Origin of the sequence: Pseudomonas atacamensis, assembly GCF_017167965.1 — a bacterium.
Classification (GTDB): Bacteria; Pseudomonadota; Gammaproteobacteria; order Pseudomonadales; family Pseudomonadaceae; genus Aquipseudomonas; species Aquipseudomonas atacamensis.
In genome coordinates this window covers 5,804,508-5,817,171 of record NZ_CP070503.1, presented here as the reverse complement: position 1 = coordinate 5,817,171, position 12,664 = coordinate 5,804,508, and the positions used below count along the sequence as shown (strand labels likewise).

Genomic DNA, 12,664 nt, shown 5'->3' with positions numbered 1-12,664 from the left:
GCCGAGGACGCTCCGCGTCCTTTGTGACGCAGAGCGTCACGGGTTTCATTCCCACGCAGAGCGTGGGAACGATCGGCGTGTGCCACGAAGGTTTTTCAGACGGCGACGCTGACGTCCTGCCGATCCACCGCGACCAACGTCTCGATCATTGCCCTCGCCGCCGGCGACAACCGGAATCCGGTGCGGCTGACGATGCCGCAGCGGGCGTTCATGCTTTCGAGGTTCTGCGGCAGGTTGCGCCAGTGCAACAGCACCAGCGAACCCTTGGCGACATCCTCAATAAACGCCTCCTCCGTGCCGACGCCGATTGCATTGGATTGCAGCACCACTTTGACCAGTGCCGGAAAGTGCTCGGTCTCGATGGTCGGCGAGAAATCGATGCGCCCGCTGAGATTCGCCAGCAGCTTGCGAATGCCCGGCGGGATCAGGGTGGCGGCCAGCGGGTAGTCGAACATGTCGTTGGTCGACAGGCTTTCCTTGGCCAGCAACGGATGCCCCGGCCGGCAGAAAGATACCCCGCGCTTGGGCGTCAGCGGTTGCGTCTGGAAATTCGGATCGGACTCGAAATGACGGATGTCGGCGATGAAGAATTCGATCTCTTCGCGGCTCAGCGCGCGGCTCAGTTTTTCCCAGTTATCAACCTGAAAACAGGTGCGCACTTTCGGGTGCGCATTGATGAATTGCGCCACCGCGTCCGGCACCAGTTTCACCGCCGGCGCCGGCCCGCAACCAAAATGCACTTCGCCGGCGTCGAGCTTGGTCATTTGCGTCACTTCAGCGCTGAGCAACGCTGCGCCCTGCACCAGGCTCAAGGCGTGTTGCAGCACCACCTGGCCCTCGGGCGTGGGGCGCAGATCCTTGTTGCCGCGATCGACCAGCACGCAACCGAACTCCTGCTCCAGCCCCTGAATGCTGCGGCTGAACGCCGGTTGAGTGATGCCCATGGCGTCGGCCGCACGGACAAAACTGCGGTGTTCGTTGAGGGCGATGAAGTAGCGCAACTGGCGAAGATCCATATGCTTTTCTGGCATCCTAAAAATAGCTCGAAGGCATTTGCGACGAGGGTTGCTTGAGGTTTTAAATGCAAGCTCTTATTCCGTCAACGAAGCATGTGAATATCTATTAGATATAAATGGAATATAGATAGAGCGTTGTTTCGCTGCCGCCAAAACCGCAAACCGTCGATGAGGGTCTTCCCATGAGCAATGCTGCACTCGCCGTAAAACCCGTTTCTCACGCGCTGGAAATTCATCCAGTGGCCGGTCGTATCGGTGCCGAAATCCGCGGCGTGCACCTGTCCGGTGAGCTGGACGCCGCCACTGTCGAGGCCATCCAGCAAGCCTTGGTCGAATACAAAGTGCTGTTCTTCCGCGAGCAGACGCAGCTCGACGATCAGCGTCAGGAAGCCTTCGCCCATCTGCTTGGCGAACCGGTGGCACACCCGACCGTGCCATCGCGCGAAGGCACCCGTTACCTGCTCGAGCTGGACGGCGCCGAAGGTCAGCGCGCCAACTCCTGGCACACCGACGTGACTTTCGTCGACGCTTACCCGAAAGCCTCGATCCTGCGCTCGGTGGTCGCCCCGGCCTTCGGCGGCGATACGCTGTGGGCCAACACCGCAACGGCATACAGCGGCTTGCCGAGCGAGCTGCGTGAGCTCGCCGACAAACTGACCGCTGTGCACAGCAACGAGTACGACTACGCCGGTGCGAAGCCGGACGTCTCGGCAGAGAAGCTGGAGCGCTATCGCAAAGTCTTCACCTCGACTGTCTACGAAACCGAGCACCCGGTGGTGCGCGTGCACCCGATCAGCGGCGAGAAGAGCTTGCTGCTGGGGCATTTCGTCAAACGCATCAAAGGTTATTCACAGGCAGATTCGGCACACCTGTTCGGTTTGCTGCAGAGCCATGTGATCCGCCAGGAAAACACCGTGCGCTGGCGCTGGCAGGCTGGAGATGTGGCGATCTGGGACAACCGCTCGACGCAGCATTACGCGATTGATGATTACGGCACCCAGGATCGCGTGGTGCGCCGGGTGACGCTCAAGGGCGAGGTGCCAGTGGGGGTGAGTGGGCAGCGAAGTCAGACCATCAAAGGTCCGGATATCGTCGGCGTCTGATTGGCCTCTTCGCGAGCAGGCTCGCTCCCACATTGATCGTTCCCACGCTTTGCGTGGGAATGCCTCAACGGACGCTCTGCGTCCGGTTTTGGGACGCGGAGCGTCCCGGGCTGCGTTCCCACGCGGAGCGTGGGAATGATCATTTGATCACAGCTACCACACACCAATCTGAACAACCTTCTCGGTTTCCGGCTCACCATAACGAAACCGCTGCCCGCGCAAATCGATCTCCGGATGGCTGATCGTCGTCCGCCGCTTCAATCCACGCATCCACTCAAACAGATACCCCGCATGCTCCTCGCGCACCGCCGCGTACGCCGGATCCTCACCCAGATCATTCAGCTCCTGCGGATCATTCAACAGATCAAACAACTGCGGTCTAAACCCGTCGTACGCCAGGTATTTCCAGCGCTCGCTGCGGACCATGGTCATGCGGCACCGGTCGATCGGCTGGCCGAGGCGTTCCCGCGCCGGTGCCTGGAAGGCGTAGTCGTATTCGCTGATCGCATAGCGGCGCCAATCGGGATTTTCCCCGTGCAGCAGCGGGATCAAGGAACGCCCTTCCAGCCGGTGTTCCGCGCCCGCTAATCCCAACGCTTGAAGAAACGTCGGCAGCGCATCGATGGTTTCCGCGAGCCGCTCATCGACAGTGCCGCGAGTGACATCCGCCGCCGCCCGAGGGTCGCGCACGATCAACGGCACGCCCACCGCCTGCTCGAGCAAAAACTCCTTCTCACCGAGCCAATGATCGCCAAGGAAATCGCCGTGATCGCTGGTGAACACGATCAACGTGTCATCCCAACGCCCGTTGCTCTGCAGAAAATCGAACAGCCGCCCCAACTGATCATCCACTTGCTTGATCAGGCCCATGTAGGTCGGGATTACATTCAATCGTACTGAGTCGCGGGAGAAGTTGAGGCTTTCCTCATGCTGGCGAAAGGCAGTGTATACGGGGTGTTTGCTGGCTGCGGAGGGCGTCGCGCGGACCGCTTCGAGAATCGATTTCGTACTGTACAAGGCGTGGTACGGTTCCGGTACGATGTAGGGCCAATGCGGTTTGATGTACGAGAGGTGTAAACACCAGGATTTCTCGCCTTGCTCGGTGATGAAGTCGATGGCGCGATTTGTAGTGTAGACAGTCTCTGAGTGTTGCTCGGGAATTCGTGCTGGCAAATTCGCATGACGCATTTTCCAGCCGCTGAGGATTTCACCGTTCTCGCCTTCGGCGGCATTCGCCCAGTCGTGCCAGGGATTGCGCCCCTCGAAACCGTGTTCGCGCAGATAGTGGGTGTAGGGCGCGGATTCACGCTTGTCGTCGAATGAAGGATCGTCGGGGTAGATACCGTCGTGGCGCAGATACGGTTCGAAGCCGACCTCATTGAGCAACTCGGCTTGCGCGCTTTCCAGGTTGATCGCCAGACGCTGCAAGGCGTCGACATTGGCCGTCGCATGGGTCTTGCCGACCAGCGCGGTGCGGATGCCGTGAGGTCGCAGGTAATCGCCGATCGTCAATTCATCCAGCGGCAACGGCACCGCGTTCCAGGCCACTTGATGGCTGCTGACATAGCGCCCGGTGTAGGCCGACATCCGCGACGGGCCGCATATCGTGCCTTGGGTGTAGGCACGGCTGAAACGAACGCCTTCGGCGGCGAGGCGATCGATGTTCGGTGTGTGCAGATGCGGGTGGCCGTAGCAGGACAGGTAATCGCGGCGCAGTTGATCGCACATGATGTACAGCACGTTGCGCACGGGATTGGGAGGAGTGGGCATGGAGTTCACCGGTCAGTGGGACAGGTGAGGGTTTTCGCTGTCGGTGGGGGTTTTCGGCAAGTGCATTTGGGGAATGGTTTTTATGCAGCGATTGCATCAGCCTCTTCGCGAGCAGGCTCGCTCCCACATTGGAAATGCGTATTCCTGTGGGAGCGAGCCTGCTCGCGAAGGGGCCAGCTCAGACAGCAAAATTCTCCAGCGAACACACTTCCTGATCCTCCGCATCAACCACTTTGATCTGCTCAATCATCGCTTCGGCCAACGGTGACAACCGATACCCGGCGCGGCTGACGATGCCATAGCGGGTGTACAGCTCCTCCAGATCATCGGCCAGGCCTTCGATCTTCAAACAGACCAGCTCACCCTTGGCCAGATGCAGCGCATCGGAATACGCGCCGACAATTCCGATCGCCTCCGAGCGCAACACCACACTCAATAGACTCGAGCCGTTTTCGCATTCCACATTCGGGGTGAAATCCGGACGACCACTGAGGTCGACGATGACCTTGCGCAGGTTCGGCGGGCGGATGCTGACCGCCAGTGGATAATTCAACAATTGCTCGGCGGTGATGCGTGCGAACGCCGTCAGTGGATGCCCGGCGCGGCAGCAGAAATGCCATTTGCGTGCCCGCAAGCGGTAGGTCTGGTAATCCGGATCGGCCTCGAATTGCCGGGTATCAGCGACGAAGAATTCGAACTCTTCGCTGAGCAGGCGTTTGCTCAGGCTCTGCCAGTCATCGACTTGAAATTGCACCCGCGCTTTCGGGTAGCGGCCGATGAACGCGCCGATCGCGCGTGGGATCAATCCAGCGGCTGGCGCCGGCCCGCAGCCAAAGCGCAATTCCCCGGCCTCGAGGCCATTGAACTGGCTGATCTCATTGGCCATCTGCTGCGCACCGCTGACCAGTCGCCGCGCATGTTCGAGCAGCACATGGCCCTGTTTGGTCGGCGGCAATTCCTTGCGCCCACGGTCGACCAACTGGCAGCCGACGCTGTGTTCCAGTGCTTGGATGCTGCGGCTGAATGCCGACTGCGACAGGTTCACCGCCTGCGCGCCAGCGACGAAGCTGCGTTGCTCAACCAGAGCAATGAAGTGACGCAATTGGCGCAAGTCGATATGCATTTTTCACATAAAAAATATCCGGGAAATGCATTGGATATGCATTAGGTCGACTCCTTATAAAGGCAATCTCTTATGCAGTAAATATTTCTAAATCCATAAATAAATAACTGAAAAGAATATGCAGCACTGAAGATGTCTGTGTGTTTTTTGACCAGGAGCCGCGCCATGAGTCCGTTGAATCTCGCGTTACCCTCATCACCCCGACGGCTCAAACGCCTGCCTTTGGCGCTGTTGCTGGCAGGCAGCGCCAGCTGGACTCACGGCTATGCCGCCGAAGCCGAAACCCCTCCGCCCGTCCCCGCAGGCACAGCGGCGGCCAACGGTTCGCAGCTGGAAACCGTGACCGTCACCACGCGCCGCCGCGAAGAAAGTTCGCAAGACGTGCCGACGCCAATGAGCGTGGTCAGTGGGCAGAATCTGGAGACGCAACGGGTTTACCGGATTCAGGACTTGCAGCAACTGGTGCCCAGCGTCAACGTCGCTTACATGCATGCGCGCCAGTCCAGCGTGTCGATCCGTGGCCTCGGTAACAACCCGGCCAGCGATGGCCTGGAAGGCAGCGTTGGCCTGTACATCGACAACGTTTATCTGGGCCGTCCGGGGATGGCGGTGTTCGATCTGATGGACATCGAGCAGCTCGAAGTCTTGCGCGGTCCGCAAGGCACGCTGTTCGGCAAGAACACCACCGCCGGGGTTATCAACATCAGCACCCGCGCGCCCAGTTTCACGCCTGAACGCAGCATCGAAACCTCGGTCGGCGAGGATGGGTACTTCCAGACCAAGGGTACGATTTCCGGACCGCTCAACGACCAACTGGCCGGGCGCTTCTCGGCGTATCGCACGCGCAGTGACGGCGACATCAAGAACGAATACGACGGCCACGACCTCAACGGCGGCTCCCGCGAGGGCTTCCGCGCGCAGCTGTTGTTCAAGCCCAATGAAAATTTCAATCTGCGCTGGATCGGCGATTACAACGAAGAAGATTCCAGCGCCGGCACTCGCGTGTTGTACAACACCGGGCCGACCATCAACGGCGTCAACCTGTATGAATCGCGGGCCAGTGCAGCCGGGGCAACGCTGGTCAACGGCCGGCATCGCAAGGTCAATCTCGATAACGACCAGCACGTCACCGTGCATCAGGGCGGCACTTCAGTGGAAGCCAACTGGACGTTGCCGAGCGACTTCACCCTGACGTCGGTCAGCTCTTATCGTTTCTGGAATTTCACCCCGCGCAACGACGATGGCCTCAACGTGCCGGCCAGTTACAACGCCGGCGTGTCGGTGGAAGACAAACAGTATTCGCAGGAATTTCGCCTGGCCTCGCCCAAGGGTGAGTTCTTCGATTATGTGGTCGGCGCCTACTATTTCGGCTCGGATCTGGACAACAAATCCTTCTCCTATTACGGCCCGCAGGCCGACATCTGGAATGGCACACCGGCGGGCAGCCTGGCCAACGTCACCAGCGTCGGCAACGGCCATATCCAGACCGACAGTTTCGCCCTGTTTGCCCAAGGCACCTGGCACCTGAGCGAACGTCTCGATTTCACCGCCGGGGTGCGTGGCACCTACGAAGAGAAAAACGCCTCGGTCGGCCGCAACGCGCCGCTTGGCGGTGTGGCGGTGGCGGGTGCGGCAGCCAATGCGCGTCGCGGCCGTGCCGGCGTCTACGATTCCGGTGACTTGAATCAGTACAGCTCCAGCCCCTCGGGACTGCTCAACCTGAGCTATCGCATCACCGATGATGTGCTCGGTTACGCCACGCTGTCCCACGGCGAGAAATCCGGCGGGGTCAACCTCGCGGTCGGTTCTGCGCCCACCGCGGGTGCCGACTCGCTATTGATCGGCACCGAGCGTGCGAACAACGCCGAACTCGGTTTCAAAAGCACCCTGTGGGATCACCGCCTGCAACTCAACGCCAACGTGTTCTGGACCCAGGTCAACGCCTACCAGACCAACGCCTATGACGCCGCCAACCGTGTGCAATACCTGACCAACGCCGGCTCGGTGCGCTCGCGCGGCATCGAGTTCGAAAGCACCGTGGTGCCGCTGCGTGGCCTGACCCTGAATTTCAACGGCTCCTATAACGACGTCAGCTACCTCTCCTACAAAGATGCACCGTGCCCGCCGGAAGTCAGCCAGGCCCCGGGTGCACCGGCCTCCTGCGATCTCAGCGGCCATCAAGTGGTCGGCGCGTCGAAATGGATCGGCAACGCCAACGGCGAATACAAATGGAATCTGGATAACGGCTTCGAACCCTACGTCACCGGCAGCTATGCGTTCCGCTCCAAAGCGGTGGGCACGGTCGAGGATTCCGACTACGGGCAGATCCCCAGTTACGCGGTGGTCAACCTATCCACTGGCTTGCGCGGTGATTTCAATCAGGGCCAGTGGGACGTCTCGCTGTGGCTGAAAAACGCCTTCGACAAAACTTATTACACGACTCTGTGGACCGGCGGCAACGGCGGCTATGAAGGCCTGCTCGGCACCCCGCGAACCCTCGGCGTTACCGGTCGCTACGACTTTTAATTGAGCTTTCAAGGCGCTGACCTGGACATGGCCGTTCAACCAATCCTCAGCGGCGCCGGCAAGCAGACGCAGCTGATCGACAGCGACGGCGGCAATCGCGCCTAACGTCGGCATTCAGCGAACCAAAACCAGCCTTTTAAGGCGTTAACGGATGCCGTATCCGAATACTTTTCATGCCGCAAAAGCATGGGGTTTATAGCAGATCGCTGCAGCCCTTGTGGTGCGCGGCTTCGGTGAAAACGGGCGATTTGCATATTCCTTGAAGGCCTATGCATAACGTCAAAGATTACTTTCGGTGATAAGCGTGCAAGCCCAATGATTACCCCCATCGACTACGCCGTGGGGGCTTCAAGAATGACGGGTCGATCGCTTTGGCTCGTAGAACGAAAGAGACCGCAGGGAGTTGAACAATGGGCAATGTCCAGACCGCCGCCAGCGCAGGGGAATTGCTGTGGTGGCACACGCCGAGTGGCGAACTGGTCGATCTTGGCCGGCCGCACCGGGTGCCGTTGGGGCAGTTGCGTTTGCAGCGTGCACCCAAGGGGATTTTGAGTCGGCGCGAAACCCTTCTGCTCGGTGTGCTCGCGTTGATCGTGCACGGTGCAGTGATTTATTGGGTCAGCCAGAAACCGACGCCGGTGCTGCCGGTGGTACCGCCGGAAATTCCGCCGATGACCATCGAGTTTTCACGCCCGGCTCCGCCCGCGCCGCCGGTTGTTGCGCCGCCACCACCGGCGCACGTGGTCGAGCCACCACCGCCAGTGGAGGACGAGTTGGCGGTGAAACCGCCGCCGCCCAAGCCGATCGCCAAACCCAAACCGGTGGTGAAACTGCCGCCCAAACCCGCGCCGAAGCCGGTAGAGCAGCCGCCAGCGCCAACGAAACCGGCAGCCCCGGTCGCAGCGCCAGCGCCCCCCGCGCCACCGGCACCTGCGCCCGTTACCCCGGCTTCAGCCAATGCGGCATACCTGAAAAACCCGGCGCCGGAATATCCGTCGCTGGCCCAGCGGCGCGGTTGGGAAGGCACGGTGTTGTTACGGGTGCATGTGTTGGCCAGTGGCAAACCGGGGGAGATTCAGATAGCCAAAAGCAGCGGCCGGCAGCAGCTCGACGATGCGGCGCTGAATGCCGTCAAGCGCTGGAGTTTCGTCCCGGCCAAGCAGGGTGATGTCGCCCAGGACGGCTGGGTCAGCGTGCCTATCGATTTCAAGATTCATTAAACCGAAACCAAATTCGCGCGAAATGTTTACACGAGGGAACACATCATGACGTTACTGGCATCTCCACTGGAATCCATCGAAAGCGCGGTGATCTGGCTGCTGGTGGTTTTTTCCGTCGCCACTTGGGGCCTGGCGTTGCTGAAGGCTGTGCAGTTCGGTCGTTTGAAAGCGCAGGATCGGCGCTTTCATAAACGTTTCTGGGCGGCGTCGAGCCTGGATGCCGCCGCCGAGTTGAGCGAAACCCAGCCCGGCGCCGCAGCGCGAGTGGCGCAGGCCGGTTATGCGGCGATCCAGGTGGGCGAGGCGCCGCAGGCAAATGACCTGAGCCAGGCGATCAACCATCAGGATCGCCTCGAACGCGCCTTGCGCCAGCAGATCGTGCGCGAGCGGCGTTCGCTGGAAACCGGTCTGGCGGTTGTCGCGAGTATCGGCAGCACCTCGCCGTTCATTGGTCTGTTTGGCACGGTGTGGGGAATCATGGAGGCCTTGAAAGGCATCAGCGCCGCCGGTTCGGCGAGCCTGGAAACGGTGGCCGGGCCGATCGGTGCGGCACTGGTCGCGACTGGCGTGGGGATCGCCGTCGCGGTGCCGGCGGTGCTGGTTTACAACTACTTTCTGCGTCGTCTGAAATTGACCGCGGCGGATCTCGATGACTTCGCCCACGACTTCTACAGCCTGGCGCAGAAGAGCGCGTTCCGCGTGCTGATCCACCCGACCGCACACAAGGTGGCAACGTCGGGCAACGCGGCAAAAGTGAAGGAGGCGTCCTGATATGGCTTTCTCCACGCAAGACACGGATGAGGTGCTCAGCGAAATCAACGTGACGCCGCTGGTAGACGTGATGCTGGTGCTGCTGGTGGTGTTTATCGTCACCGCGCCGCTGCTGACCAACGCGATCCCGATCAACCTGCCGAAGACCGAAGCGGTGGCACCGGTCGAGCAGAAGGATCCGCTGGTGGTGAGCATCGACGGCGCCGGCAAGCTGTTTATCAACAAGGACCAGATTCAGCCCGACTTGCTGGAATTCAACCTCAAGTCGGCCAAGGCCAAGGACCCGGAAGTGCGCGTGCAATTGCAGGCCGATGACGGGGTGAACTACGGCGAAGTGGCGCGAGCCATGGCTTCGATCGAACGGGCGGGGATTACCAAGTTGTCGGTGATTACTGCGCGGTGACAGGTTTTTGCTTTTCCGGGGCCGTCTCCTTGGCAGGGTGCGGCCCTTTTTTTATCCCGCGTTATTGCCACAACACACTCACCCTGTGGGAGCGCCTCATATGCATTATGGGTATTAATAAATAGCTTCTTATTCCTTAACGAATATAACTCCCATCCCTATACTCGACCCGGAACAGACACGCCGCAGGAGAGCTTCCCCATGCGCAACGAATCAATCCGCTACCTGATTGTGCCGGGCTGGCAAGGATCGCCAGAAGATCATTGGCAAAGCCACTGGCAGAACAGCCTGCCGAACAGCGCGCGGGTCGAGCAGGCCGATTGGCTGACGCCGCGCCGTGAGGACTGGGTCGCCGCGCTGGCCGAAGCGATTGCCGCCGACAGCACGCCGGTCATTCTCATCGCTCACAGCCTCGGTTGCATCACCGTTGCTCACTGGGCGGCGACTGCGCCGTTGCAGTACCTGCGTCAGGTGCGCGGGGCGTTGCTGGTCGCGCCGGCCGATGTCGAGCGTCCTGCCTGCGCGCCAGCGCTGCGCAACTTCGCACCGATTCCGACGGACCTGTTGCCATTCCCCAGTCAGGTCGTCAGCTCCGACAACGACGCCGCCGTCAGTGCGCCGCGCGCATTGGAACTGGCGCGCAACTGGGGCGCGGAGGCGGGGATTCTCGCCGGGGCCGGGCACATCAACGTCAAGTCCGGGCATCAGCGTTGGGAGCAGGGATTTGCCTATCTCTATCGCCTGCAAAACCGTCTGGAACATCACGCCCGCCGTCGCGCCTGACCTTACTATTCAACGCCCCCGTCGGCTGGCGGTTTTGGGCGGGAGCCTGCCATGAGTCTCGAAACCTTCGGTCAGCCCTTGTTGACCTTTCCCGATGCGGAAAAAAGCCCCCTGAGCATTCGCGCCAAGGCGTTGGTGTTCGTCGACCCACGCTCGCGGCAATTGCGCGAGGAGTTGGAGCAGTTGGCTCCACGTGCGATTTCAGTGTTGATTCGCGGTGAGACTGGCACCGGTAAAGAGCTGCTCGCCCGGCATATCCACCGCGCCAGTGATCGCAGCGGGCTGTTCGTTTCGGTGAACTGCGGCGCGATCAGCCCGACCTACGCCGACGCCGAACTGTTCGGCTACGCCGCCGGCAGCTACAGCGGTTCGGCCAGCAGCCGCGCCGGCTGGTTCGGTTCGGCCAACGGCGGCACCTTGTACCTGGATGAAATCGGCGATCTGCCGCTGCCCATCCAGATCAAGTTGCTCGCGGCATTGGAAAACCACGAAGTCACCCGCGTCGGTGCGCATCAGCCGAGCCCGGTGGATGTGCGCCTGGTTGCGGCGACCAGCATCGATCTGGCCCAGGCCGTGGACGCCGGAAAATTCCACGAGCGGCTCTATCACTACCTCAGCGAGGGTCATCTGGAGCTGCCGGCGTTGCGCGCGCGCACCGGCGATATCCTCTCCCTCGCGGAGTATTTCCTCGGCATCTACAGCCAGCGTCTTGATCTGCCCGTGCCGCTGATCAGCGAAGCCGCTCAGCATGTACTCGAACAACACAGCTGGCCGGGCAACACTCGCGAACTGGAAAACGTCATCCACTTTGCCCTGCTGGTCAGCACCGGCGACGAAATCCTGCCGGAACATCTGAACCTGCCTGACGCGTCTGCGCCGCAGGTTCAGATCGAACGTCTGGTCAGGCAGACCCATATAGGTGGTAGCAGTGCAGAGCGTAAGGCCTTGAAAGACTGGCTGATTCGCTTGAGCGAGGCGGTGTGAGCGTTTTCTTCAACATGAACAAAATGGAATATGAAGCTGAATAAACGTTATTGTCCGGGAATAAAAAATCCGGGTATTGTCCGCCTCACGCCAGCGATATCACTTCACTGGCACACGTATTAAATGCCGTCGTCGATGACGACCGTGATTTTCGATAAGGACACTGCATGAAAAAGGTTCTGTTGTTTACCGCATTGGCGGCTGCTCTGACGGCTTCTTTCGCCAACGCCGGCGAGAAACTGGTAGTTGCCGCAACGCCGGTGCCCCACGCTGAAATCCTTGAGCTGATCAAACCGACCCTGGCCAAAGAGGGCGTGGATCTGGAAATCAAGGTTTTCACCGACTATGTGCAACCGAACGTACAGGTCGGCGAGAAGCGTCTGGACGCCAACTACTTCCAGACCCTGCCGTACCTGAACAGCTTCAACCAAGGCAAATACAAGGACGACAAATCCAAGTATCTGGTGACCGTGCAGGGCGTGCACGTTGAACCGTTCGGTGGCTACTCGAGCAAGTACAAGACCCTGGCTGAACTGCCGGACGGCGCAACCATCGCCATCCCCAACGAAGGCAGCAACAGCGGCCGCGCCCTGATCCTGCTGCAAAAGGCCGGCCTGATCGAACTGAAAGATCCTAAAAACGCTCTGGCAACGCCGAAAGACATCGCCAAGAACCCGCATAACTTCAAGTTCAAGGAACTGGAATCGGCCCTGCTGCCGCGCGTGCTGAAGGAAGTTGATCTGGACATGATCAACACCAACTACGCGCTGGAAGCCAAGCTGAACCCGCAGAAAGATGCGCTGGTGATCGAAGGCGCTGACTCGCCATACGTGAATTTCCTGGTTGCCCGTGAGGACAACAAGAACAGCGACGCGATCCAGAAACTGGCCAAGGCCCTGACCAGCCCGGAAGTCAAAGCGTTCATCGAGAAGAAGTACAGCGGCGCGGTGTTGCCGGCGTTCTGA

Annotated in this window: 11 protein-coding genes; 8 read left to right on the top strand and 3 right to left on the bottom strand. The window is 60.3% G+C overall.

The annotated features are described in order from the left end of the window. Positions 1-95: 95 nt before the first annotated feature. Positions 96-1,016, bottom strand: a complete 921-nt coding sequence (locus JWU58_RS26315; RefSeq protein ID WP_123444106.1) for a LysR family transcriptional regulator — start codon at positions 1,014-1,016, stop codon at positions 96-98. A gap of 182 nt (positions 1,017-1,198) precedes the next feature. On the opposite strand from JWU58_RS26315, the gene JWU58_RS26310 reads away from it, so the two are divergent. Next, positions 1,199-2,119: a TauD/TfdA dioxygenase family protein gene (locus JWU58_RS26310; protein WP_024011146.1), complete on the top strand. Its 921-nt coding sequence runs from the start codon at positions 1,199-1,201 to the stop codon at positions 2,117-2,119. A gap of 153 nt (positions 2,120-2,272) precedes the next feature. Here JWU58_RS26310 and JWU58_RS26305 read toward each other — a convergent pair whose 3' ends face one another. After that, on the bottom strand, positions 2,273-3,889 hold the full coding sequence (locus tag JWU58_RS26305) for an alkaline phosphatase family protein (protein WP_206421262.1): 1,617 nt from the start codon (positions 3,887-3,889) through the stop codon (positions 2,273-2,275). A gap of 178 nt (positions 3,890-4,067) precedes the next feature. Beyond that, a complete protein-coding gene (locus tag JWU58_RS26300) occupies positions 4,068-5,012 on the bottom strand; it encodes a LysR family transcriptional regulator (protein ID WP_206421261.1) in 945 nt (314 codons plus the stop codon). A gap of 165 nt (positions 5,013-5,177) precedes the next feature. On the opposite strand from JWU58_RS26300, the gene JWU58_RS26295 reads away from it, so the two are divergent. From JWU58_RS26295 to JWU58_RS26265, 7 genes are all read left to right on the top strand, one after another. Continuing rightward, on the top strand, positions 5,178-7,538 hold the full coding sequence (locus JWU58_RS26295; RefSeq protein ID WP_206421260.1) for a TonB-dependent receptor: 2,361 nt from the start codon (positions 5,178-5,180) through the stop codon (positions 7,536-7,538). A 410-nt stretch (positions 7,539-7,948) separates the two neighbouring features. Beyond that, positions 7,949-8,758 (top strand): energy transducer TonB, encoded by an 810-nt coding sequence (locus JWU58_RS26290; protein WP_206421259.1) that lies wholly within the window; start codon positions 7,949-7,951, stop codon positions 8,756-8,758. Between the two features lie 45 nt (positions 8,759-8,803). Next, a complete protein-coding gene (locus JWU58_RS26285; RefSeq protein WP_041477454.1) occupies positions 8,804-9,529 on the top strand; it encodes a MotA/TolQ/ExbB proton channel family protein in 726 nt (241 codons plus the stop codon). A gap of 1 nt (position 9,530) precedes the next feature. Then, a complete protein-coding gene (locus tag JWU58_RS26280) occupies positions 9,531-9,932 on the top strand; it encodes an ExbD/TolR family protein (protein ID WP_024011153.1) in 402 nt (133 codons plus the stop codon). A 201-nt stretch (positions 9,933-10,133) separates the two neighbouring features. Continuing rightward, positions 10,134-10,715 (top strand): alpha/beta hydrolase, encoded by a 582-nt coding sequence (locus tag JWU58_RS26275; RefSeq protein WP_007918704.1) that lies wholly within the window; start codon positions 10,134-10,136, stop codon positions 10,713-10,715. Positions 10,716-10,766: 51 nt separating this feature from the next. Next, the gene (locus tag JWU58_RS26270; RefSeq protein WP_016772223.1) at positions 10,767-11,699 is read left to right on the top strand and encodes a sigma 54-interacting transcriptional regulator; all 933 of its coding nucleotides are present in this window, start codon (positions 10,767-10,769) and stop codon (positions 11,697-11,699) included. Between the two features lie 167 nt (positions 11,700-11,866). Beyond that, entirely contained in the window at positions 11,867-12,664 is a 798-nt protein-coding gene (locus tag JWU58_RS26265) for a MetQ/NlpA family ABC transporter substrate-binding protein (protein ID WP_016772222.1), read from the top strand.